The sequence below is a fragment of the Pseudomonas sp. S2_A02 genome, assembly GCF_054668495.1.
The window spans coordinates 376,581-399,726 of record NZ_CP162776.1; the positions used below are offsets into that span (position 1 = coordinate 376,581).

General features: G+C 60.1%; 19 protein-coding genes and 1 pseudogene. 8 read left to right on the top strand and 12 right to left on the bottom strand.

Annotated features, from left to right (window positions below):
* Window positions 1-7 precede the first annotated feature (7 nt).
* Window positions 8-571, bottom strand: coding sequence for a TetR/AcrR family transcriptional regulator (locus tag AB4O41_RS01545; protein ID WP_460145901.1), 564 nt, complete (start codon window positions 569-571; stop codon window positions 8-10).
* A 241-nt stretch (window positions 572-812) separates the two neighbouring features.
* Between AB4O41_RS01545 and pssA the strand changes: the two genes are divergently transcribed.
* From pssA to AB4O41_RS01580, 7 genes are all read left to right on the top strand, one after another.
* The gene (gene pssA, locus AB4O41_RS01550; protein ID WP_460145902.1) at window positions 813-2,156 is read left to right on the top strand and encodes a CDP-diacylglycerol--serine O-phosphatidyltransferase; all 1,344 of its coding nucleotides are present in this window, start codon (window positions 813-815) and stop codon (window positions 2,154-2,156) included.
* 286 nt (window positions 2,157-2,442) lie between these two features.
* Window positions 2,443-3,459 (top strand): AraC family transcriptional regulator, encoded by a 1,017-nt coding sequence (locus tag AB4O41_RS01555; protein WP_460145903.1) that lies wholly within the window; start codon window positions 2,443-2,445, stop codon window positions 3,457-3,459.
* A 166-nt stretch (window positions 3,460-3,625) separates the two neighbouring features.
* A complete protein-coding gene (locus AB4O41_RS01560; RefSeq protein WP_460145904.1) occupies window positions 3,626-5,290 on the top strand; it encodes an AMP-binding protein in 1,665 nt (554 codons plus the stop codon).
* Window positions 5,291-5,306: 16 nt separating this feature from the next.
* The gene (locus AB4O41_RS01565) at window positions 5,307-6,068 is read left to right on the top strand and encodes an SDR family NAD(P)-dependent oxidoreductase (protein WP_454247523.1); all 762 of its coding nucleotides are present in this window, start codon (window positions 5,307-5,309) and stop codon (window positions 6,066-6,068) included.
* Between the two features lie 12 nt (window positions 6,069-6,080).
* On the top strand, window positions 6,081-7,274 hold the full coding sequence (locus AB4O41_RS01570) for an acetyl-CoA C-acyltransferase (RefSeq protein ID WP_460145905.1): 1,194 nt from the start codon (window positions 6,081-6,083) through the stop codon (window positions 7,272-7,274).
* Window positions 7,275-7,475: 201 nt separating this feature from the next.
* Complete coding sequence (locus AB4O41_RS01575; RefSeq protein ID WP_460145906.1) at window positions 7,476-8,603, top strand: acyl-CoA dehydrogenase; 1,128 nt, start codon at window positions 7,476-7,478, stop codon at window positions 8,601-8,603.
* Between the two features lie 93 nt (window positions 8,604-8,696).
* Complete coding sequence (locus tag AB4O41_RS01580) at window positions 8,697-9,470, top strand: enoyl-CoA hydratase (protein WP_052966350.1); 774 nt, start codon at window positions 8,697-8,699, stop codon at window positions 9,468-9,470.
* A 121-nt stretch (window positions 9,471-9,591) separates the two neighbouring features.
* On the opposite strand, the gene AB4O41_RS01585 is transcribed toward AB4O41_RS01580, so the two are convergent.
* The 11 genes from AB4O41_RS01585 to argH all read right to left on the bottom strand — a co-directional run bounded on the left by AB4O41_RS01585 (window position 9,592) and on the right by argH (window position 21,810).
* Entirely contained in the window at window positions 9,592-10,743 is a 1,152-nt protein-coding gene (locus AB4O41_RS01585) for an acyl-CoA dehydrogenase family protein (RefSeq protein ID WP_460145907.1), read from the bottom strand.
* Window positions 10,744-10,746: 3 nt separating this feature from the next.
* Window positions 10,747-11,853, bottom strand: coding sequence for an enoyl-CoA hydratase/isomerase family protein (locus tag AB4O41_RS01590; protein WP_460145908.1), 1,107 nt, complete (start codon window positions 11,851-11,853; stop codon window positions 10,747-10,749).
* A 227-nt stretch (window positions 11,854-12,080) separates the two neighbouring features.
* Window positions 12,081-12,776, bottom strand: coding sequence for an HPP family protein (locus AB4O41_RS01595; RefSeq protein ID WP_460145909.1), 696 nt, complete (start codon window positions 12,774-12,776; stop codon window positions 12,081-12,083).
* 157 nt (window positions 12,777-12,933) lie between these two features.
* Entirely contained in the window at window positions 12,934-14,112 is a 1,179-nt protein-coding gene (locus tag AB4O41_RS01600) for an MFS transporter (RefSeq protein WP_460145910.1), read from the bottom strand.
* A gap of 181 nt (window positions 14,113-14,293) precedes the next feature.
* Window positions 14,294-15,700 carry an MmgE/PrpD family protein gene (locus AB4O41_RS01605; protein ID WP_460145911.1) on the bottom strand — a complete coding sequence of 469 codons (1,407 nt, stop codon included), beginning with the start codon at window positions 15,698-15,700 and terminating at the stop codon, window positions 14,294-14,296.
* The gene (locus tag AB4O41_RS01610; protein ID WP_460145912.1) at window positions 15,697-16,584 is read right to left on the bottom strand and encodes a polysaccharide deacetylase family protein; all 888 of its coding nucleotides are present in this window, start codon (window positions 16,582-16,584) and stop codon (window positions 15,697-15,699) included. Before AB4O41_RS01610 ends, AB4O41_RS01605 begins: the two co-directional genes overlap by 4 nt.
* The gene (locus AB4O41_RS01615) at window positions 16,577-17,425 is read right to left on the bottom strand and encodes a polysaccharide deacetylase family protein (protein WP_460145913.1); all 849 of its coding nucleotides are present in this window, start codon (window positions 17,423-17,425) and stop codon (window positions 16,577-16,579) included. The genes AB4O41_RS01610 and AB4O41_RS01615 overlap by 8 nt, the downstream gene beginning before the upstream one ends.
* Before the next feature lie 274 nt (window positions 17,426-17,699).
* Complete coding sequence (locus tag AB4O41_RS01620; RefSeq protein WP_460145914.1) at window positions 17,700-18,524, bottom strand: ABC transporter substrate-binding protein; 825 nt, start codon at window positions 18,522-18,524, stop codon at window positions 17,700-17,702.
* A gap of 53 nt (window positions 18,525-18,577) precedes the next feature.
* Window positions 18,578-19,342, bottom strand: a complete 765-nt coding sequence (locus tag AB4O41_RS01625; protein ID WP_007900205.1) for an amino acid ABC transporter ATP-binding protein — start codon at window positions 19,340-19,342, stop codon at window positions 18,578-18,580.
* A gap of 10 nt (window positions 19,343-19,352) precedes the next feature.
* Window positions 19,353-20,231 (bottom strand): amino acid ABC transporter permease, encoded by an 879-nt coding sequence (locus AB4O41_RS01630; protein WP_052966338.1) that lies wholly within the window; start codon window positions 20,229-20,231, stop codon window positions 19,353-19,355.
* Window positions 20,232-20,382: 151 nt separating this feature from the next.
* Window positions 20,383-21,810: an argininosuccinate lyase gene (gene argH, locus AB4O41_RS01635; RefSeq protein ID WP_460145915.1), complete on the bottom strand. Its 1,428-nt coding sequence runs from the start codon at window positions 21,808-21,810 to the stop codon at window positions 20,383-20,385.
* A 305-nt stretch (window positions 21,811-22,115) separates the two neighbouring features.
* Between argH and AB4O41_RS01640 the strand changes: the two are divergent.
* Window positions 22,116-23,082: pseudogene (locus AB4O41_RS01640) on the top strand (LysR family transcriptional regulator).
* Window positions 23,083-23,146: the final 64 nt, after the last annotated feature.

A 23,146-nucleotide genomic window follows, 5' to 3' on the forward strand; every position in this document is an offset into this window, starting at 1 on the left:
AAAAGTGTTACAGGTCCAATAACTTTCGCGCCATGCATTGCGCATTATCGGCGGCACTGTGATCACCCATCACAAGCGCTACGGTAATGGCACCGTCGATCAGGATCAGCAGCTGTTTGGCCAGCGTCTCCGGGTCTGTAGCGCCATGTTCGGTACAGAGCTCGCGCACGTAGTCGAGCAGCTTCTGTTTGTGGTCTTTGGCGACCAGGCGAACCGGGTCTTGCGCATCGCCGGTTTCGCCGCTGGTGTTGATGAATGCGCAGCCGCGAAAGCCTTCGGAGGCGAACCAGGCCTTGAGCACGGTAAACAGGTTGAGCAGCCGGTCGGCCGGGGTTTGCGCCTTGCCGACTTCGCTTCGATACCAATTCATCCAGCGCACATCGCGGCGCTGCAGGGCCGCGACGGTGAGCTCCTCCTTGTTGGCGAAGTAGCGGTAAATACTTTTTCTGGAAACGCCGGCGGTTTTCACCAGAAGCTCCATGCCGGTGGCAGCGATGCCACTTTTGTAGATCAACTTTTCGGTGACATCCAGAATGATGTCGCGTGTGTCGTTGCTAGTGATTTTGTTCATGTGGCTAACAGTAGAATGATCGTTCTCCTTGGTCAAGATGTTATTTGTGGTGGCTGTGAAATCGCCTTCGCGGGCAAGCCTCGCTCCTACAGGATTTGTATAGTCGCAATTATCCCAAGCGATGAAAAACCGTAGGAGCGAGGCTTGCCCGCGAAGAGGCCATTACAGACACTAACAAGACCCAAGGCAATCCATGGTGTAAGCTCTCGGGTTCTTCGGATTCGACCCTTTTGCGAGCCCTATGCCGTCGCTTTTCAAACGCTCTCTGCTGCCTAAACTGCGCAGTTTTCCGCTGACCGCCGATGCCGTCACCATCCTCTCTGGCGCCGCCGAGTTTCGTCGTTGCCTGCTGGAACAAATCGCCCAGGCAACCCAGCGCATCTATATCGTCGCGCTGTACCTGCAACAGGACGAGGCCGGGCAGGAAATCCTCGATGCCCTGCACGCCGCCAAACTGGCGCGCCCGGAACTGGACGTGGTGGTGGTCGTGGACTGGTTGCGCGCCCAGCGCGGTTTGATCGGTGCCGGTAAGCAGCCGGGCAACTCGGCCTGGTATCAGGAAGCGACCCGTACCCACGAAAGCGTGGTGCCGGTGTACGGTGTGCCGGTGCAGACCCGCGAGCTGTTCGGCGTGCTGCATTTGAAGGGCTTTGTGATCGACGATTGCGTGCTCTACAGCGGCGCGAGCCTGAACAACGTTTACCTGCACAAATTCGACAAGTACCGCTTCGACCGTTATCACCTGCTGCAGAATCATGCGCTGGCCGATTCGATGCAGCACCTGATTCAGCACGGTCTGATCGCCTCCAAAGCGGTACATCGCCTTGACCTGCCGAACCTGCCGACCACTCGCAGCCTGCGCAACGACATCGGTGACCTGCGCAGTCGTCTCAAGCACGCGGCGTACGACACCACGGCGGGCAGCACGGCGAAGGACGGTTTATCGGTCAGCCCCTTGCTCGGTGTGGGCAAGAACAACCCGTTGAGTCGGGTGATCTGCGAGCTGATCGCCAGCGCCCAGCATCAGCTGACCATCTGCACGCCATACTTCAATCTGCCGCTGGCAGTGACCCGGGAAATCAATCGGGCGCTGGCGCGGGGGGTGAAGATCGACATCATCGTCGGCGACAAAACCGCCAACGACTTCTACATTCCGCCTAGCGAGCCGTTCAAGGTGATCGCGGCGCTGCCGTACCTATACGAAATCAGTTTGCGACGCTTCGCCAAGCGCCATCAGCGCAGCATCGACAGTGGCAAGCTGAACCTGCATTTGTGGAAGGATGGCGACAACACCTATCACCTCAAGGGCATGTGGATCGATCAGCGCTACACCTTGCTGACCGGTAACAACCTCAACCCACGTGCGTTCCGTCTCGACCTGGAAAACGCGTTGCTGATTGATGATCCGAAAGGTGAATTGCTGGAGCCGCGTGGCAATGAGCTGGCGGAGATTTTCCAACACACCAGCCGTATTGAGCGGTATCAGGATCTGGAAACGCTGCCGGATTATCCGGCGGGAGTGGCCAAGTTTCTCAAGCGGGTGAGTCGGGTGCGGATCGAGCGGTTGTTGTATCGGATTTTGTAAGGGATTAGCACGACGGGACAGGTGTGGTGCCTGCCAAAATGCCATTGCGAGCAGGCTCGCTCCCACATTGGAATTATGATCGAAACAAATCCCCTGTGGGAGCGAGCCTGCTCGCGAAAGCGGTGTGTCGGGCGACATCGATGTTGTCTGTTATCGCGCCTTCGCGGGCAAGTCGGATCGCCGCACCGCCGCTCCCGCAGGATTCAGGCTGCCCGCAGGGATCTGCACAGGGCTGGTGGCTGCGCTAATATGCCCACCACTCAAACAACAAGGCTCGCCACGGTCAATGTCGGAAAAAGACACCATCTCCATTCAACTGGTGCGTGAAGCGCTGTTGCAAAGTTGCGCCCCGGGCGCTGCCACCGAAGAGGTGTTGAACAAGGTCGGCATCGATCCGGCGTTGCTGGAAACCACCGACGCCCGTGTTCCGGCCACCGCCTATGCGCGGTTGTGGCGCTTGCTGGCGCGGCGTGGGGACGATGAGTTTTTTGGCATGGACCCGCGCAAGCTCAAGTCCGGCAGTCTGGAGTTCCTGTGTCGTTGCTCGATGGTCCAGCCAAGCCTGGCGGCCGGGCTGACTTCGGGCCTGAGCTTTCTGTCGTTGATGCTGGAGCGCATGCCCGCGCAACTGGTTCGCCAGCAAAGCCTGGCGGAAATCGTCCTGCTGGAGGACGAAGAAGACCCGCGCCGCGCCTTCACCTACTTCACTTACTGGATGATCGTGCACGGCGTTGCCTGCTGGCTGGCGGGGCGGCGGATTCCGATCCTGGCCATCGAGTTGCGTTGCCCGGCGCCGGATTTTTGTGATGACTACCGGGTGATGTTCTCCGAAAACCTGCGGTTCGACCGGCCGCGCACGCGGATGATTTTCTCAGCTGACTGCCTGGATTTGCCGATCAAGCGCAGCTCTGAAGAGCTCAAACGCTTCCTGGCCCATGCGCCGGCGAACATTCTGGTCAAGTATCGCGACCCTGAAAGCCTGGCCAGTCGGATCAAGCACGACTTACGGCAACTGCCCGCCGAGCATTGGCCGGAAACCGAGGCGCTGGCGCAGCGACTGTGCATGTCGGCCTCGACCCTGCGCCGCCGCCTGGCTGAAGAGGGCCAGACGTATCAGGGGCTCAAGGACAGTGTGCGCAAGGAACTGGCCATCGTCTGGCTGGCCGAGCCGGCCATCAGCTTCGCCGAAATCGCCACCCGTTTGGGGTTTGCCGATGCGAGTTCGTTCTACAAAGCGTTTCGCAAGTGGTCGGGGTCCAATCCGGGGCATTATCGCAGTTTGATTCTTAACGAAGCCAGCTGATCGATCGTTCCCACGCAGAGCGTGGGAACGAGGTAGGTAGGGATCTTGGCCAAACCAGTCACACAACTTGATAGCTTTGACCATTGTCCCGCTGCCCGCGCAGAGCGAGTATTTCCCTGTTATTTACGGTTCCCCAACCTAATAAAAATACACAGGGATTCTGGCAATGCGCGATTACTTGTCTGCCACGTCACAGTTCAATTACAAGCACACCGTCGATGCCGCGCTCACAGGGTCGTTGAGCGCGCTCAACGCCTGCGTCGAGTGTTGCGACCGGCATGCCTTGCCGGGGCGCATCGCGCTGTTCTGGGAAGGCCGCGACGGCGCCAGCGCGACCTACACCTTCAGCGACTTGCAGGACAAAGCTGCGCGATTTGCCAATTTCCTGCTGGCCCAGGGCGTGAAGAAGGGCGATAAAGTCGCCGGTCTCTTGCCACGCAACATCGAATTACTGATCACCGTGTTCGCCACCTGGCGCATCGGCGCGGTCTATCAGCCGTTGTTTACGGCCTTCGGCCCAAAAGCCATCGAACATCGCCTCAACAGCTCCGGTGCCGCCGTCGTGGTGACCGACGCGGTCAATCGCCCTAAACTCGCTGAAGTGGCCGACTGCCCGACCATCGTCACCGTGGGTGGCCCGAAAGGCCAAGGGATTGTTCGGGGTGATTTCAGTTTTTGGGCCGAACTGGCCAATTATTCTTCCGAGTGCGAACCGGTATTACTGACCGGCGAAGACCCGTTCCTGCTGATGTTCACCTCGGGCACCACCGGCCCGTCGAAAGCGCTGTCGGTGCCGCTCAAGGCCATCGTCGCGTTCCAGAATTACACCCGTGACGCGGTGGATTTGCGCCCTGAAGACGCGTTCTGGAACGTCGCCGATCCGGGTTGGGCCTATGGTATCTATTTCGGTGTCACCGGGCCAATGGCGATGGGGCATCCGATCACCTTTTACGATGGCCCGTTCACCCTCGAAAGCACCTGCCGGGTGATCAACAAATACGGGATCACCAACCTCACCGGCTCACCCACCGCCTACCGCTTGCTGATTGCCGGTGGCGACGAGTTTGCCCGCTCGATCAAGGGCAAGCTGCGCATCGTCAGCAGCGCCGGTGAACCGCTGAACCCGGAAGTGATCCGCTGGTTCTCTGATAACCTCGGTGTGGTGATTCACGACCATTACGGCCAGACCGAACTGGGCATGGTTTTGTGCAATCACCACGGCCTCGATCATCCGGTACACGTCGGCGCTGCCGGTTTCGCCTCGCCGGGCCACCGCATCGTGGTGCTCGACGACGAATACAAGGAATTGGGCGTCGGCCAGCCAGGCATTCTGGCCATTGACCGTACCCAGTCGCCGATGTGCTGGTTCGGTGGTTACGAAGGTGCGCCGACCAAGGCCTTCGTCGGCAACTATTACCTGAGCGGCGACACCGTGGAGTGGAACCCGGATGGCAGCATCAGCTTCGTCGGCCGCAGCGACGACGTGATCACCACCTCCGGTTATCGCGTTGGCCCGTTCGACGTGGAAAGCGCGTTGATCGAACACCCGGCAGTGGTCGAAGCCGCCGTAATCGGCAAGCCCGACCCGGAACGCACCGAGCTGGTCAAAGCCTTTGTCGTGCTCAGCCCGCAATACCGCGCCGAACCTGCACTCGCCGAAGAGCTGCGCCAACATGTGCGCCAGCGTCTGGCGGCGCACGCGTACCCCCGCGAAATCGAATTTGTCAGCGAGTTGCCGAAAACCCCAAGCGGCAAATTGCAGCGCTTTATCTTGCGCAACCAGGAAATCGCCAAGGCTCAAGAGGCCACCGCGAAGAACGTTTCAGCTTGAATCCAAGGAAACAATGATGCAGATCGAAAACAAGGTTTTTCTCGTCACCGGCGGTGCGTCCGGCCTCGGTGCCGCCACTGCTGAAATGCTGGTGGCTGCTGGCGCCAAGGTGATGCTGGTGGACATGAATGCCGAAGCCGTCGCGGCCCAGGCTGCACGTCTCGGCGCGCAAAGCGTAGTGGCTGACATTAGCAATGAAGCTGCTGCGGAAGCAGCGGTGCAGGCGACAGTCAAAGCGTTTGGCGGCCTCAATGGTCTGGTCAATTGCGCCGGCATCGTCCGTGGCGAGAAGATCCTCGGCAAGAACGGCCCCCATGCACTGGCCAGCTTCAGCCAGGTGATCAACGTCAACCTGATCGGCAGCTTCAACATGCTGCGCCTGGCAGCGGCGGCGATTGCCGAAACCGAAGCCGACGAAGACGGTGAGCGTGGCGTGATCATCAACACAGCATCGGCCGCGGCCTTCGACGGCCAGATCGGCCAAGCGGCGTATTCGGCTTCGAAAGGCGCGATCGTCAGCCTGACCTTGCCCGCCGCCCGTGAACTGGCGCGTTTCGGCATCCGTGTGATGACCATCGCCCCGGGCATTTTCGAAACGCCGATGATGGCCGGCATGACCCCGGAAGTGCGCGAATCCTTGGCCGCTGGCGTGCCGTTCCCACCGCGCCTGGGCAAGCCGAGCGAGTACGCCGCGCTGGCCAGGCATATCATAGAAAACAGCATGCTCAACGGCGAGGTGATCCGTCTCGACGGTGCCCTGCGCATGGCCGCCAAATAAGGAGGATTAGACATGACACTTTCCAACGATCCGATTGTTATTGTCAGCGCCGTCCGCACCCCGATGGGCGGTTTTCAGGGCGAACTGAAAAGCCTGACCGCACCGCAGTTGGGCGCCGCGGCGATTCGTGCTGCCGTTGAGCGCGCCGGTATCGCCCCTGAATCCGTAGAAGAAGTGCTGTTCGGTTGCGTGCTGTCCGCCGGCCTCGGCCAGGCCCCGGCGCGGCAAGCGGCACTGGGCGCCGGGCTGGATAAATCGACCCGTTGCACCACGCTGAACAAAATGTGCGGCTCGGGCATGGAAGCCACGATTCTGGCTCACGACATGCTGATCGCCGGCAGTGCCGATGTTGTGGTCTCCGGGGGCATGGAAAGCATGTCCAACGCGCCATTCCTGCTGGACCGCGCCCGCAGTGGTTACCGCATGGGCCATGGCCGGGTACTCGATCACATGTTCCTCGACGGCCTGGAAGACGCCTACGACAAGGGCCGCCTGATGGGCACCTTTGCCGAGGATTGCGCCGAAACCAACGGTTTTACCCGTGAAGCACAGGACGCGTTTGCCATCGCTTCGACCACCCGCGCCCAACAGGCGATCAAGGACGGCAGTTTCAACGCCGAGATCGTGCCCGTGCAGGTGATGGTCGGCAAAGAGCAGGTGCTGATCAGCCACGACGAACAGCCGCCGAAAGCCAAACTGGACAAGATCGCCTCGCTGAAACCGGCGTTCCGCGATGGCGGCACTGTGACGGCGGCGAACTCCAGTTCGATCTCCGATGGCGCGGCGGCACTGGTGCTGATGCGCCGTTCCGAAGCAGAGAAACAAGGCCTGAAACCGCTGGCGGTGATTCATGGTCATGCTGCATTTGCCGACACGCCAGGGCTATTCCCGGTGGCACCGGTGGGCGCGATCAAGAAGCTGATGAAGAAAACCGGCTGGTCTCTGGACGAAGTCGAGTTGTTCGAAGTCAACGAAGCCTTTGCGGTGGTCAGTCTGGTGACCATGACCAAACTGGAAATCCCCCACGAGAAGATCAACATCCACGGCGGAGCCTGCGCCTTGGGTCACCCGATCGGTGCGTCTGGCGCGCGGATCCTTGTGACCTTGCTCTCGGCCCTGCGCCAGAAAGGCCTGAAACGCGGTGTTGCAGCGATCTGCATCGGCGGCGGTGAAGCCACGGCCATGGCTGTGGAATGCCTGTACTGAGGCTAATGGGGCGCAACCTGTGTGTGGGGCTTTTGTGGCGAGGAGCTTGCTCCCGCTGGGTCGCGAAGCGGCCCCAAAAGCTTTGCGACTGCTGCGCAGTCGAGCGGGAGCAAGCTCCCTCGCCACACAAGCCCGCTCCCACAGGTCCTGTGTTTCAACTGACAGGCATTTCGCACGAAGGCAAATTTTTAAGGACTTGGCATGATTCCCAATGACGAACAACTTCAGATCAGCGACGCGGCCCGGCAGTTTGCCCAGGAACGGCTGAAACCGTTCGCCGCCGAATGGGACCGTGAACATCGCTTCCCCAAGGAAGCCATCAGCGAGATGGCCGACCTGGGTTTCTTCGGCATGCTGGTGCCTGAGCAATGGGGCGGTTGCGACACCGGTTACCTGGCCTACGCCATGGCCCTAGAAGAAATCGCCGCCGGCGACGGAGCCTGCTCGACCATCATGAGCGTGCACAACTCGGTGGGTTGCGTGCCGATCCTCAAGTTCGGCAATGACGATCAAAAAGAACGCTTCCTCAAGCCGCTGGCCAGCGGCGCGATGCTCGGTGCGTTTGCGCTGACCGAACCGCAAGCTGGCTCCGACGCCAGCAGCCTGAAAACCCGTGCCCGGTTGGACGGCGATCACTACGTGCTCAACGGCTGTAAGCAATTCATCACCTCCGGGCAAAACGCCGGGATGGTGATTGTGTTTGCGGTGACCGACCCGAGTGCTGGCAAGCGTGGGATCACGGCGCTGATCGTGCCGACCGATTCGCCGGGCTATAAAGTCGCGCGAGTCGAAGACAAACTCGGCCAGCACGCCTCTGATACCTGCCAGATCCTCTTCGAGGATGTGAAAGTCCCGGTGGCCAATCGACTGGGTGAGGAGGGCGAAGGCTACAAGATCGCCTTGGCCAACCTCGAAGGCGGCCGTGTCGGCATCGCCTCGCAATCGGTGGGCATGGCCCGCGCCGCGTTTGAAGCGGCCCGCGACTATGCTCGTGAACGCGAGAGCTTCGGCAAGCCGATCATCGAACACCAGGCGGTAGCGTTTCGCTTGGCAGACATGGCAACCCAGATCGCCGTCGCCCGGCAGATGGTGCATTACGCGGCGGCATTGCGCGACAGCGGCAAACCGGCGCTGGTGGAAGCATCCATGGCCAAGCTGTTCGCTTCGGAAATGGCCGAGAAGGTCTGCTCCTCGGCGTTGCAAACCCTTGGCGGTTACGGTTACCTGAACGACTTCCCGCTGGAGCGGATCTACCGCGACGTGCGGGTGTGCCAGATCTACGAAGGCACCAGCGATATTCAGCGCATGGTCATTTCGCGCAATCTTTGAGAAGGAACCCCCGTACTGTCAGAAGAGCAAGATCAAAAGATCGCAGCCTGCGGCAGCTCCTACGGGGGATCGAGTGTTTATCAGGAGTCATATATGAATTACGAAACGATTTTGCTGGAAACCCACGGCCGCGTCGGCCTGATTACCCTCAACCGTCCGCAAGCCTTGAACGCGTTGAATGCGCAAATTGTCAGTGAATTGAACCACGCACTCGATGGTCTGGAAGCCGATTCGAACATCGGCTGCATCGTGCTGACCGGCTCGAAAAAAGCCTTCGCCGCCGGTGCCGACATCAAGGAAATGGCCGAGCTGACCTATCCGCAGATCTACCTCGATGACCTGTTCAGCGATAGCGATCGCGTGGCCAACCGCCGCAAGCCGATCATTGCCGCGGTCAATGGTTTTGCCTTGGGCGGTGGTTGTGAACTGGCGTTGATGTGCGACTTCATTCTGGCCGGTGATAACGCAAAATTCGGTCAGCCGGAAATCAACCTCGGTGTGTTGCCAGGCATGGGCGGCACCCAGCGCCTGACCCGCGCGGTGGGCAAGGCCAAGGCCATGGAAATGTGCCTGAGCGGGCGATTGATCGATGCGGTGGAAGCGGAGCGTTGCGGCATTGTTGCGCGCATCGTGCCCGCGGATGAGTTATTGGAAGAGGCGCTGAAAGTCGCGGCGCTGATTGCCAAGAAGTCGCTGCCGATTGCGATGATGATCAAGGAAAGCGTCAACCGCGCGTTTGAAGTCAGTCTGTCGGAAGGCGTGCGATTTGAGCGTCGGGTGTTCCATGCGGCGTTTGCCACGCAGGATCAGAAGGAAGGGATGGCGGCGTTTATTGCCAAGCGGGAGGCGGAGTTCGTCGGCAAGTAACCCTCACTGATCGTTCCCACGCTCTGCGTGGGAATGCCGCCCGGGACGCTCCGCGTCCCTTCGCAGCGTGACGCAGAGCGTCACAGGATGCATTCCCACGCGGAGCGTGGGAACGATCTTCTTAGACCAGGTAGTTTTTCAACTCCCGGGCAATCACCATCCGCTGTATTTCGCTCGACCCTTCATAAATCTGCGTGATCCGCGCATCCCGGTAGTAACGCTCCACCGGGTAATCTTCCAGATACCCATATCCGCCATGAATCTGTATCGCCGACGAGCAGACCTTTTCGGCCATTTCCGAGGCAAACAGCTTGGCCTGTGAGGCCTCCGACAGACACGGTTTGCCAGCACTGCGCAACCTTGCGGCATGCAGGATCAGCAAGCGCGCGGCGTTCAACCGGGTTTGCATGTCGGCCAGCATATTAGCGATGCTCTGGTGTTCGATGATCGGCTTGTCGAACTGCACCCGATCCCGCGCGTAAGCCAGCGCCGCTTCGAACGCCGCCCGGGCGATGCCCAAGGCTTGCGCGGCGATGCCGATGCGGCCGCCTTCGAGGTTGGAGAGGGCGATGGCCAGGCCTTTACCGCGTTCGCCCAGCAGATTGGCCTCGGGAACGGTGCAATTGTTGAGGGTGACGGCGCAGGTATCGGAAGCACGGATGCCCATCTTGTGTTCACTGCGGTCGACGATGAAACCCGCTGTCTCGGTCGGCACCAGGAACGCCGAAATGCCGCGTTTGCCCAGCTCCGGATCGGTCACGGCAAACACGATCGCCAGCTTCGCCCGTTTGCCATTGCTGACGAATTGCTTGGCGCCGTTGATCACCCACTGGCCGTCGCGCAGTTCGGCGCGAGTGCGCAGGTTATGCGCTTCGGACCCGGCCTGGGGTTCGGTGAGGCAGAAGCAGCCGATGGCCTGGCCGCTGGCGAGGTCCGGCAACCATTGCTGTTTCTGTTCTTCGGTGCCGTAGTTGAGCACCGGCCCGCAGCCCACCGAATTGTGGATGCTCATCAGCGCACCGGTGGCGCCGTCACCGGCGGAAATCTCTTCCACCGCCAGCGCATAGGCGACGTAGTCGACATAAGTGCCGCCCCATTCCTCGGGCACCACCATGCCCAGCAGGCCCAGTTCACCCATCTTCGCCACCAGACCGTCATCGATCCAGCCGGCTTTTTCCCAGGCTTGTGCGTGGGGCGCGATTTCGCCACGGGCAAAATCCCGGGCCATGTCGCGGATCATCACTTGCTCTTCGCTCAATTCGATATCGTGCATGACTCAGCTCCCACTCTGCTCGAACCCGGTGAAAAAACTCGCCACGTGCTCGGCGTCCAGCGCCTGCAGAGTCGGCGGATTCCAGCGCGGGTTCTTGTCTTTGTCGATCAGCAAGGCGCGCACGCCTTCAATCAGGTCGCCGCGTTCGAACCACTGGCGATCCAGGTGCAGTTCGAGGGCGAAGCACTGCTCCAGGCTCAGGTGCCGACCGCGTCGCAGCATTTGCAGGGTCACACCCATGGCCAACGGTGAACGGCTTTGCAGCAGGTCGGCGGTGGCCGTGGCCCACTCATGGCTATCGGCGACGGTCACTTCACGCAGTTGTTCCACCATACTCGGCACATCGGGCAGGGCGAAGAAGTGATCGATGGCCGGGCGCAACGCAATCAATGGCGCGTCGGGCAGTTGTTGCACGGCGAGTTTCGCCAGCATGCCTTGCAGATCCTTGAGCGGCGTGTCGTGCCATTCGAGCTGATCGAGTTGCTCGTCCAGCGCGCCCAGGCTGGCGCTGTCCAGGTACCAGTCGGCCAGGCCGCAATAGAGCGCATCGGCGGCGCGAATCTGCACGCCGCTGACACCGAGATAAATGCCCAGCTCACCGGGAATGCGCGGCAGGAAGTGGCTGCCACCGACATCCGGGAAATAACCAATGGCCACTTCCGGCATCGCCAGACGGCTGCGCTCGGTGACCACCCGCAAATCGGCGCCTTGCACCAGCCCCATGCCACCGCCCAGGACAAAGCCGTCCATCAAGGCCAGGACCGGTTTGCGATAGTGATGGATGGCGAGGTCGAGGGCGTATTCCTCGACGAAGAAGTCTTCGTGCAGGGTGCCACCGCCTTTGAAACTGTCGTACAGCGAGCGAATATCGCCGCCGGCACAGAACGCTTTCTCACCAGCGCCGCGCAACACCACCGCATGCACCTGCGGATCCTGTGCCCAGGCATTGAGCTGCTGTTGCAGGCTACGAACCATGTCCAGGGTAATGGCGTTGAGGCCAGAGGGGCGATTAAGGGTCAGGTGACCGATGTGATTGCGAACCTCGGCCAACACTTCATTTTGCGTGGCATCCATGGGCTGTGTTGTCGGGGATGAAACCTGAGCAGTCATCACTAACTCCCTGCTTTTATTGTTCTTTATAGAGAAGCTCGCGCGCGAGCGATGCTGGATCGTATCAGTGCAAATTTGTGATGTACAACCGGGATACGTGCAGGTGCTGTTTGCATTTTTACCTTAGGGCAAAAACAAAAGATCGCAGCCTTCGGCGGCTCCTACGTGATCGGTGTTCATACGCGAACGAGATCAAGGAGCTGCCGAAGGCTGCGATCTTTTGATCTTCAGCCCTTGCTGGAAAATACATCCCCGATGCTACGCCGCTTGGCATGCAACTCGCTGGCATGGATCAGTTGTTCGAGGTCTTCGGGGGTGACGTCGTAGAAGGCCTCCATGTCGGCGAGGGCCAGTTTCAGATCCGCGGCAGTGATTGCCTGGCTGTCGGGGAGGGGCATCATCGGCGCCGGTTCAGTGGGACGTTTTGGGTAGCGAATGCGCGTCAGATTGTTGTACGCCAATGCGCTGAGCAGCAGCGTCGAGCCACTGAGCATCACCGGGCCGAGGGCTTTCCAGTCCAGGGCGATGGTCGCCGGGTCTGCCAACACCAACAGCAATGCCAGCGCCCCGGCCGGCGGGTGCAGGCAACGCAGCCAGCACATCAGAATCAGCGCCATGCCCGCCGCTAGGCAGGCGCTGCCCAGGGTTCGTCCGAGCACGTGAGCGACCAGCAACGAGACCACCCCGGCGCTCAAGTAGCCGCCAAGAATCGACCACGGCTGGGCGAGGGCGCCTGAGGACACAGCAAACAGCAATACTGCGGACGCACCCAGCGGGCCGATCAGGTGCTGCGCCACTTGCATGCCGAATACCTGACTGCAGAGCCAGACGCTGAACATCGTGCCCAGCGACATGCCGATGGCGGCGCGACTCCATTCTGAAGGACGGGTATTGATGGCGGCAGGTAACCAGCGAGCAAACATGAGGCAAACAATCCGTAAAAAATCGAGGCAAAAAAAAGGCTTAGCTGGGATACCCAGAAAGCCCTTGAAGTAGTTCCAACTATTGGGGGAGGAACGCCGCACAGTGTGCCGATCATTCCTGATGCTGACAAATTCATATTAATGCAGCTTCAATGCATTATTTTTGCAGTATCGCCACGCGCCGACCGCTCATGAAGCAGAGAAAACCGCCCATTGCCGTCAACGCACTCAGGGCATAGAACATGGTGGGGGCAGGCGTGTGCATCAGCAGATAGCCACAGATCACCGGGCTCAGCGCACCGCCGAGGGCCGCGAGGTTCTGCGCGCCGTAGTAGCTGCCGCGCAGTTCTTCCGGGGCCAGGGTGTCGACGAAGAGGAATTCGGCCGGGTAAATGATCATTTCGCCGAGGGTGAAAATGAACATCGCCACGCACCAGCTCACGAGACTGTCAGCCAGGCTGAAACCGATCAACCCGAGGATGAACAGGCTGGTGCCGCCAGCAATCCAGTAACGCAGTTGTTCACGTTTGAGGAAGCGGCCGATCTGGTATTGCAGCAAGATCACGCTGATGGCATTGCAGGCGAGCAGGGCAGCCATGGTTTCCAGGGCACGTTTGGTGTCTTGGGTAACCAGCAGGTATTGCGACAGGTACAGAGTGAAACGACCGTGCACCACAGTGCTGAGCAGGCAGCCGCAAGTGAACATGATCAGCGTGCGGTCGTTCTTCAGGGTGATCAGGGTTTTCAGGAAACTCTGGGGCTGGCCGATGGCGGGTATCTGGGCCGGGTCTTTGGGAATTCCGCTCATCAGGAAAATACTGAAAAATGCGATGCCACCGGCAATCAGGAACGGCGCTGTTGGCTGCACCCCGGCGATCACCACCCCGAGCATGGGGCCGGTGGCGTAGCCGATGTTGGTCAGGGTGTAGCGCAGTGAAAAAGCCTTGGCGCGCTGGCCCATAGGCAGGTTTTCGCTGAGGATCGCCTTGGACCCGATCAGGAACAGCGCCGAGGCGGTTTCGGTGATCACCAGGGTGGCGGTGGTCAGGTACAGGTTTTGGGCGAAAGTCAGCAGCACGAAACCGATGGCGCTGGAGAGCATGGCGAGGATCAGCAACCGGCGCTTTTCGAGGCGGTCGATAATGTAACCGCCGTAAAGGGCGAGCAGGGTGGCGATAAACACAGCGATGCCCAGCAACAGGCCGACGTCCTGTTGGTTGAGGCCGAGTTTGTTGCTCAGAAACAGGGTGAGCAACGGGCTGGTAATGGCGCGGCTGACGACAATGGTCAGCGAAACGATCATCAAGCGGCGAATAACGAGGGAGTAAGTGGCCACGGTGGGGCAAATGTCCTTATTTATTAGATTCTGTAGTGATCGACGCGATACCGAGTGGCTGCCAATCGCGAGCAGGCTCGCTCCCACATTGACCGACGTCGTACACAAAATCTGTGTTCGCTGAAAATCCAGTGTGGGAGCGAGCCTGCTCGCGATGAGGCCGGCGAAGGCAGCGCAATATTCAATTCAACCACCGATCAAGATTGCGAACCGACTCCAGTTCTTCCAGCCGCCACAACTGCTCAATCAATCCTTCCGCCTGCCGTCGTGGCATAACCCGCCCCGCCAGACTGAAAAACTTCTCCTTCAGCGCCTCGTCACTCAGCGGATTGCCCGGCCCACCCAACGGCACCTCAACGCACAGACTCGCTTGCCGACCGTCCACGGTCTGCAGGCTGATCACAGGCTCGCCATCCTCCGACAGTCGCGGGTCGACTTCAAGGTGAATGCGCGACATCCAATGAGCAATCCTCGGGTGGTGTCGCTGTTCATCGTCGTAGGCCTCCAACCGGCAATGACCATGGACCAATCGAGCCGCGAGGGCATAGCGCAGGCTCATCTGCGCCGCAGACAGGGTGTTGATGTCCTGACCTCCGCACATGTCCTGAAGGAATCCGCACAGCGAAACCTGAACGCTCTCGACCTGATCTGCACTGACCTGCAATTGATCCAGCAACAGGCCCAATGCATCGATCGCCGAATGCGTCCCCCGGCATGCCGCGTAGGGTTTGATCGAGCAGCGGGAGAGTTTCCACACATGCCCCAGTTCGGCATCCAACGCCTCGGGCACGGCGGTATCCGCCGCGAGGGTCTTGAGAAAACCGCCCCAGACATCATCGAACAGCTTTGTCGGCCCGGTGATGCCTTGTTGAGCAAACCGCGCCGCCAGCAATCCACCTTCGGCGGCCCGACCGCTGTGGAGTTTTTTGCTTTGCGAGCCGTCATGAATGAAGGCCCAAAGACCACCGCTGAAGCTGCCAGCGATGCCCAGCGCTGCCAGGGTTTGTTGCACATCCAGTCTCAGAATCCGCGCACTGGCCGCCGCCGCACCAAACACCCCGCACGTCGCCGTGGAGTGCCAGCCGGCGCCGTTGTGGGCCGAATAACTGCCGCAGGCTTCAAGTACCCGACGGCCGATTTCGTAGCCGATCACTACCGCGGTGATCAACTCGCGGCCACTTACCGGTGTTTCAGAAGCCGATAGCTCAGACATCGACACTGCGGCCATCACCGCCGGCAGCACCACCGCGCCGGAATGGTCGCAGCCGCCGGTGTCGTCCAGCTCCAGGGCATGCGCGGCGATACCGTTGAGCATGGCGGCCTGCGCTGCACTGACTCGCTGACCAGTGCCCCAGACCAACGTGCTGCCGGCTTCACCCTCGAAAACCTGACGCGCCTGCTTCGCCACATCGCTGCCAGCCCCGGCCAGGGTTACGCCGAAGGTGTCGAGGATGTGTCGCCTGGCTTGCACCACCAATGCGGGTGGTAAATCCTCGAAGCGCGTATCGACACAGAACCGCGCCAGCCGCTCCATGCGCATGACTCCATCGTAGGCGCTACTGAAGGCTGCGATCTCTTGATCTTTCATACGCCGTAATCCCGGTAATGATGTTCGTACACGGCTGCCGGATGATCTTCGGTCACGGGCGCTGCCGATTCGGCCCACCACTGAGCGACCTCGGCACCGGTGGCGATCCACACGTCGTTGTGCTGTTGGATGCTTTGCAGCAATTCGCGCAACACGCCGATCCGCCCAGGCGTGGCGATGATCTCCGGGTGCAGCCGCAGCACGTAACACAACCCGAACCGGTGAAACCCGGCGAAGTCCATTTGCAGGTTGCCAAGCGTGTGGCTGTAGGAGGCGATGCGCGATTGCGCCGGTGGCACCGCCGGGCTGAGGTTGAAGGCGAAGTAGGGCTCGTCTTCCAGTTCGTAGTGCAACGGCAACTCGATCACGTCTGGCGCCGTAGGGTGAGCGAAGGGCAAATCATCGCCGCGCCATGACGAGGACCAGCGGATGCCTTGCTTCCTTAACGCCTCGATGAAACCCGGCGCACCATTGCCGGCGGGTATACGAAAGCCTGTCGGACGCTGACCGGTAAGCGCGCTCAATGCATCGCAGCCCTTGGCGATCTCGGCGCTTTGCTCGGCGAGCGTCAGGTTGTCGTAGTTCTGATGGCGATACCCGGCGCAGGCAATCTCATGCCCGCCGGCCAGGATCGCCCGGATGTGCTCCGGGTTTTCCTCGGCGACGATGCCGGGAATACACCAACTGCTGCAAACACCCAGGGCTTCGAACAATCCGAGCAAGCGCTCGACACCGCGTTGGGTGCCGTAGCGCCACACCGATAAGGTCTTGTCGCGCCCGGCGACTTCCGGGGCTTGGGTGAGGATGCCGTGGATGTCGTTGTAATCGACGGTCAGCACCACGGCGCAGCGGTAGCCGTTGGGCCAGACAATGGAATCAGCCATGGTGATGCTCCTTCAGCCACCAGTGGGCGACATCGCGGCAGGTGGCGAACCAGACGTCATCGCGTTGGCGCATGTGCTCAAAGAGTTTTTCCAGGAGCAGAATGCGCCCCGGTTTGCCGGTGATCTTGGGGTGGAACAGGGTGGTCAGGCACAACCCTTCATCCATGGCACCGTCGAACTCGCGGCACCAGTTCTCGAGGGTCAGCGCGTAGCTGGCGGTGCGGTCGAGCCCCGAAGGGAAGTCCGGCGCGCGGGTGTAGGCGAGGGAGGCGTAGTCGTCCATTTCCCAGCGGCCGGGGATCTCCACCAGCGGCGTATCGAAGCCCGGCACGTTGACCAGATACGGCCGATCATCGCCGCGCATGCTGCTGGAATAAGTCACACCGGCTTCCACCAGCATGGCCGGTGTTTCGGCTCGCCAGTCGCCGGACGGCGTGCGGAAACCTTCGGCGCGGATGTTCAGGTGCTTCCAGAACACCTCACGGGATTTGTGCATCACGTCCTTCTGCTGGTCCAGCGTCAGGGCGTAAAAGGATTCATGTTTGTAGCCGTGGTAGGCCACCTCATGCCCGCGCTCGACAATCGCCTGGCACTGTTTCGGCCAGTTCTCCACGACCCAGGCCGGGACGAAGAATGTCGTCGGAATCCGGAACTCATCCAGCACGTCGAGAATCCGCGGCAGCGCCCGATAGGGGCCGTAACCACCGAAACCAAAATACTCGGGTTTACGCCAGATCGAACCGTTGAGCATGGCATCGCCGGTCGGACCATCGAGGTCGAAGGCCAGGGCGAGACAGGCTGTGTGCTGGTCCGGCCAGGTCGGTTGTAGCGAGGAGGACATGAGTGGCGCTCCATCTGTTTATAGGTAAAACACAGTCCCTGTAGGAGCGAAGCTTGTTCGCGAAGAGGCCCTGTCAGTCAATATTGACGTTGAATGACACACCGCATTCGCGAGCAAGCCCGCTCCCGCAGGTATTCGAGGTAGCCCTCAGAATCTGGATCGACATCTGACCCTGTAGGAGCGAGGCTTGCCCGCGAAGAGGCCGGCACATTCAACATCTATGTCGCCTGTCAAATCGCTTTCGCGGGCAAGCCTCGCTCCTTCGGGGCAAGCATTACTTGCCGGCGTTTATGGTCACGGTCTTGATCGCGCCCAGTTCCAGGTCCCACTTTTTCAGGATCGCCTGGTAGCTGCCGTCATCGACCATGCTCTGCAACGCCACTTTCACCGCTTCGCTCAGCTCAGGCTTTTTCTTGCTCACGCCCAGCCCGGTGAACTGCTTGGAAATCGGCAGGCCCACGGTTTTGTACATGTCCTTTTCCTGGGTCTTGAGGTACGGCAGGGTTTCGCTGCCCTGCATGGCCGCGTCGATACGGCTTTGGCGCAGTTGCGCGCGGGCGTCGGCCGAGCCTTCGGTGCCGATCACGTTGATCGCAGGCTTGCCGGCGGCTTCGCAGTTGGCCTTGCTCCACTCGGCGATTTCCGCCGGGAAGGTCGTACGTCGGCTGGTGCCGACTTTCTTGCCGCACAGGTCGATGATCTCGTTGGTGTCCTTGTTTTTCTGCAAGGTGTAGAACTGCGGACCGCTGGTGAAGTAGTCGACGAAGGTCACACTGGCCTGACGCTCGGCGGTGTCGGTCATGCCCGACATCACCATGTCGACGCGGTCGGTGGTCAGCGCGTTGATCATTTGCTCGAAGCCGGTTTCCTGCCATTTGATCTTCACGCCCAGCCGCTCGGCCAGGGCGTTGCCCAGGTCATAGTCGAACCCTGTGAGGGTGTTGGTGGCCGGGTCCTTGAAATCCATCGGCGGGTAGTTCGGCATGATCGCTACCACGACCTCGCCTTTTTCCCTGATGCTGGCCGGTAGCTCGGCGGCCCAGGTGAAGCTGGAAGCCATAACGCCTGCGAGTACTGCTGGAATAACGAAGTTCTTCATGGTCGTTCTCTTATGAGTGTTGTTACGCAGCTCTTGATTTCCGAGGCTGGCGCTTAGGTTCGAACGGCAGAAATGAAGCTTTGGGTGCGTGGGTTTTGCGGACTTATTAGTATTTCTTCGGGGCTTCCAGCCTCCACGATCTGTCCCTCGTCCATGAACACCATGCGGTTGGAAACCTCGCGAGCGAAGCCCAGTTCATGGGTGACGACGATCATGGTCATGCCGGTCTGCGCCAGATCGCGCATTACCGACAGCACCTCACCGACCAGCTCCGGGTCGAGTGCCGAAGTGGGTTCATCGAACAACATCAACTTGGGTCGCATGGCCAACGCGCGGGCAATCGCCACCCGTTGTTGCTGGCCGCCCGACAGCTCGATCGGGTAGCTGTTGCGCTTGTCGGCCAGGCCGACGCGAGCGAGCAATTCCAAGGCTTCTTCGTGCGCTTCCTTGGGCGAGCGCTTGAGCACCTGGCACGGCCCTTCGATGATGTTTTGCAACACAGTCATGTGCGGGAACAGGTTGAAACGCTGAAACACCATGCCGGTAGCCAGGCGCTGGCGGGCGATCTGCGACTCGTTGAGCTCGTGCAGTTTGTTGCCGACGATGCGGTAACCCACCAGCTCGCCGTCGACCCACAGGCCGCCCTTGTCGATTTTTTCCAGCTGATTGACGCAGCGCAGCAGGGTGCTTTTGCCGGAGCCGGACGGGCCGATGATGCACAGCACTTCGCCTTGCTCGACCTCGATGTTGATGTCCTTGAGCGCGTGGAAATGGTCGTAATACTTGTTCAGGCTCACGGCCTTGACGATGCTTCTCATGTTGAACTCCTCAAGAACGCTTGCCGGCGCCGCGAGCGAAACGACGCTCCAGACGGCTTTGACCAAAGGACAGGACAGTGACGGTGGCCAGGTACCAGATACCGGCGACGATCAGCAGCTCCATCACGCGGGCGTTGGCGTAGTAGATGTTCTGGGCGTTGTAGAGCAGTTCCGAGTACTGGATGACACTCGCCAGGGAAGTCATTTTCACCATGCCGATGAACTCGTTGCCCACCGGCGGAATGATGATCCGCATGGCCTGGGGCAGGATGATCCGGCGCAAGGCTTGCAAGCGCGGCATGCCGATCGACTTGGCGGCTTCGTACTGCCCGGTGTCGACCGAGAGCAGGCCGGCGCGCACCACTTCGGCGGTGTAGGCGCCCTGGTTGATGCTCAAGCCGAGGAGGGCGGCCACGAAGGGCGTCATCAGGCTCACGGTGTCCATTTCGAACAGGCCGGGGATGCCGATGGTGGGGAAAATCAGCGCCAGGTTGAACCACAGCAGCAGCTGCAGAATCAGCGGCGTGCCGCGGAACAGCCAAGTGTAGGTCAGCGCCACATAGCGCAGGATCGGGTTGGCCGACATGCGCATGATCGCCGTGATCACTCCGAAGACAATGCCCAGCGCCATCGCCAGCACCGCCATGACGATGGTGTTGAGCAAGCCCCACATAATCGCTTGTGAGGTCAGGAACTGGCCGATGTACGACCATTCGATCTTGCCTTCGGCGAAGGCCCGCACCAGGCCGACAATCGCAATCACGATCACCGTGGCGAAGAAAATCCGCCCGTAATAACGCCGTGGCACATGCTGGTACTGGGTGATATCGAACTGGTTTTCCGCCAGTTTGCGCTCCGCCTGGAGTCGTTCTGCCTGAGTCTGGCTCATGTTGTTTCTCCGTACACTTGGTAATTCAGGCCAACCACAATCCCCTGTGGGAGCGGGCTTGCTCGCGAATGCGGTGGGTCATTCAACATAAATTGCGACTGACACGGCCCCTTCGCGAGCAAGCCCGCTCCCACAGGTTTTGTGTCCTGCTTCAGAGCCGGAAACCTTGATAGTTCTCGGTCCATTGCTGCTGGGCGGCGAGGGCGGTTTTCAGTCGGCCGATCTGCTCGCGCACCTGTTGCGGCGCGGTGCCGCCCCAGCCACTGCGGGCGGCGATGGCGGCTTCGAGGGTCAGGCTGTCGCGTACTTCAGGCTTGAGCCGTGGATCGATCTCGGCCAGCAGCGCCGGGGACGCTTCCCACAATTCGATGTCGTGCTTCTCGCAGGCCTGGACCAGCGCGCCGGTGATTTCGTGTGCTTCCTTGAACGGCACACCGCGCACCGCCAGCCAGTCGGCGACTTCGGTAGCGAGGGTGAAGCCCAGCGGTGCCTGACGGCGCAGCTCTTCGACATTGACCTTCATGGTCGCGACCATTCCAGCCATGGCCGGCAGCACCAGCAGCAGGGTGTCGACGCTGTCGAGCACGCCGTTCTTGTCTTCACTGAGGTCGCGGTTGTAGGAAAGCGGCAGGGATTTGAGGGTCGACAGCAAACCAGTCAGGTTACCGATAAGGCGACCAGCCTTGCCCCGAGCCAGTTCAGCGATGTCCGGGTTTTTCTTCTGCGGCATGATCGAACTGCCGGTGGCGTAGGCATCGTCCAGTGCGACCCAGCGAAATTGCCGCGACGACCACAGGCAGAATTCTTCGGCGAGACGGGAAATGTTGATCCCCAGCATGCTGGCGATAAACAGGAACTCGGCAACGTGATCGCGGCTGGCCACGGCGTCGATGGAGTTTTCACACACGCCGCTGTAGCCCATTTCCTTGGCCGACTGCTGCGGCAGGCGAGCGATGGCAGAACCGGCCATGGCCGCCGCGCCAAGTGGCGACAGCGAGGTGCGCACGTCCCAATCCACCAAGCGTTGCACGTCGCGCAGCATCGATTGGGCGTGGGCCAGCAAGTGGTGAGCGAAGACGATCGGCTGCGCCTGTTGCAAGTGAGTGAACCCAGGGCAGATGCTCTCGATGTGTTGCTCGGCCTGGTCCACCAGCGCTTGTTGCAACGCCAGCACTTCGATGGCCAGGGTACGAACGTGATCACGCAGGAACAGCCGCAGGTCGTTGGCGGTCTGGTCGTTGCGTGAACGGCCGGCGCGCAACTTGCCGCCCAGTGCGCCGAGATGTTCGGTCAGCAGGCGCTCGATGAAGGTATGGACGTCTTCGTCGTCCAGCGTCGGCGCGATGCTGCCGGCACGGAAGTCATCACCGATACGCTCCAGGGCGTCGAGCATGGTCTGGGTTTCCTGCTCGCTCAACAGCCCTGCGCGCTGCAATTCCCGGGCATGCGCCTTGGAACCGGCGAGGTCGTACGGGGTGAGGCGAAAGTAGCGCTCAGGGCAACGGGACAGGGCCGCCAGGGCTTCGGACGGGCCGCTCTTGAAGCGGGCACCCCAGAGACGGTCGGTGGTTTGAGACATTGTTGTTTTCCTCGTCGTAGAGCGAATTGAAATCGGTATGCCGAGCCCGAAACACCTGCCCAAAATCATTCGGGCGTGGTTCGGCTCAATCAAATTCAAGGGCAGGGGAAAAGCGCAGTTGCTAAATGGCGAGAGCTGATCGAAGTGTCAGCTTTTAATAGTTCGAAATCAGTGAGTTGGCACTGATCTGCGGGATTTATTAACGGTTGCCAAGCCTTGTTTTCTGTGTTCATTATTATTGGTCGGCTATGTTTTTGTTGTTGGACACAGATTGTTGAATAGGGCGCCAGAGGTAAATAAGCATTATGGAAACCCCACTTTCCAATTCCGGAAACCCGCCGCCAAAAACGGTACATCGGGCTCCGCTGGCCCTCAGCGGCCTGGACTTCAAACTGCTCAAAGTGTTCAAGGCCGTGGTCGAGGCCGGCGGCTTCAGCGCAGCGCAGAATGAGCTGAATGTGGGCCTGGCGGCCATCAGCAAACAGATCTCCGACCTAGAGATTCGCATCGGCATGCGCCTGTGTACTCGAGGCCGAGAGGGTTTTCACCCTGACCGAAGAAGGGCGTCTGGTGTACCAGGCGTCAATCGATTTATTTGCCTCGGTCGACAACTTTCGTGATCGACTTAGTTCCGCTCAGAACGAACTTATTGGCGACCTTGGGGTGGGCGTTATTGATAATACGATCACCGACGATAATTCGCCGTTAGTTGCAGCGCTTAGAAAGATAAACGAAGAGTCGCCGAAAGTAAGGTTTCAACTTCAGGCGTCGCAGTTAGATGAGGTAGAAAGAGGCGTAGTTGAAGGGCGGTTAGTAGCAGGGATCGTGCCGGTTTATCAGAAAAGAGAGGAATTCGATTACTTCCCGCTTTATGAAGAACGCTCGTACGTGTATTGCGCCGTCGGCCATCCGCTGTTCTCGGTGCCGGAGGCGGAGATGGGCAGCAATGTGCTGCAGGATTACGAGTGCATCAACCACCGTTACGCGATCCATCGGGACAAACTGAATTTTGCCCGCTACGACAGTTTTTCCGCCTCGGCGACTCAAGTGGAAGCCGTGGCGCTGCTGGTCAAGACTGGCCGTTTCGTGGGTTTTCTCCCCGAGCATTACGTCGCAACCCTGGTGGCTCAAGGGCAATTTCGGGCGGTGCGTCCGGACCTGATCAACATCGTCACGCCGTTCAATTTGATCCTGCGCCACAACACCGTACGCAGTCCGTTGGTGAAGGCGTTTGCCCAGGCGCTAGGGGTGGATTTGAAGGCGCCGGTTTGATGTCAAGCCAATGTGTTCCAGCGTGCCTGATAATAACTGACGGACAATACGTCCCTATGTAGGA

Excerpts from the sequence above, each read along its gene's own strand:
- AB4O41_RS01630 (WP_052966338.1), bottom strand. The coding sequence starts at position 20,231 with ATGAGCCAGACTCAGGCAGAACGACTCCAGGCGGAGCGCAAACTGGCG.
- AB4O41_RS01585 (WP_460145907.1), bottom strand. The coding sequence starts at position 10,743 with ATGCACGATATCGAATTGAGCGAAGAGCAAGTGATGATCCGCGACATG.
- AB4O41_RS01615 (WP_460145913.1), bottom strand. The coding sequence starts at position 17,425 with ATGTCCTCCTCGCTACAACCGACCTGGCCGGACCAGCACACAGCCTGT.
- AB4O41_RS01555 (WP_460145903.1), top strand. The coding sequence starts at position 2,443 with ATGTCGGAAAAAGACACCATCTCCATTCAACTGGTGCGTGAAGCGCTG.
- AB4O41_RS01595 (WP_460145909.1), bottom strand. The coding sequence starts at position 12,776 with ATGTTTGCTCGCTGGTTACCTGCCGCCATCAATACCCGTCCTTCAGAA.
- AB4O41_RS01545 (WP_460145901.1), bottom strand. The coding sequence starts at position 571 with ATGAACAAAATCACTAGCAACGACACACGCGACATCATTCTGGATGTC.
- AB4O41_RS01620 (WP_460145914.1), bottom strand. The coding sequence starts at position 18,524 with ATGAAGAACTTCGTTATTCCAGCAGTACTCGCAGGCGTTATGGCTTCC.
- AB4O41_RS01560 (WP_460145904.1), top strand. The coding sequence starts at position 3,626 with ATGCGCGATTACTTGTCTGCCACGTCACAGTTCAATTACAAGCACACC.
- AB4O41_RS01605 (WP_460145911.1), bottom strand. The coding sequence starts at position 15,700 with ATGAAAGATCAAGAGATCGCAGCCTTCAGTAGCGCCTACGATGGAGTC.
- AB4O41_RS01580 (WP_052966350.1), top strand. The coding sequence starts at position 8,697 with ATGAATTACGAAACGATTTTGCTGGAAACCCACGGCCGCGTCGGCCTG.
- AB4O41_RS01610 (WP_460145912.1), bottom strand. The coding sequence starts at position 16,584 with ATGGCTGATTCCATTGTCTGGCCCAACGGCTACCGCTGCGCCGTGGTG.
- AB4O41_RS01625 (WP_007900205.1), bottom strand. The coding sequence starts at position 19,342 with ATGAGAAGCATCGTCAAGGCCGTGAGCCTGAACAAGTATTACGACCAT.
- argH (WP_460145915.1), bottom strand. The coding sequence starts at position 21,810 with ATGTCTCAAACCACCGACCGTCTCTGGGGTGCCCGCTTCAAGAGCGGC.
- AB4O41_RS01590 (WP_460145908.1), bottom strand. The coding sequence starts at position 11,853 with ATGACTGCTCAGGTTTCATCCCCGACAACACAGCCCATGGATGCCACG.
- AB4O41_RS01575 (WP_460145906.1), top strand. The coding sequence starts at position 7,476 with ATGATTCCCAATGACGAACAACTTCAGATCAGCGACGCGGCCCGGCAG.
- pssA (WP_460145902.1), top strand. The coding sequence starts at position 813 with ATGCCGTCGCTTTTCAAACGCTCTCTGCTGCCTAAACTGCGCAGTTTT.
- AB4O41_RS01565 (WP_454247523.1), top strand. The coding sequence starts at position 5,307 with ATGCAGATCGAAAACAAGGTTTTTCTCGTCACCGGCGGTGCGTCCGGC.
- AB4O41_RS01570 (WP_460145905.1), top strand. The coding sequence starts at position 6,081 with ATGACACTTTCCAACGATCCGATTGTTATTGTCAGCGCCGTCCGCACC.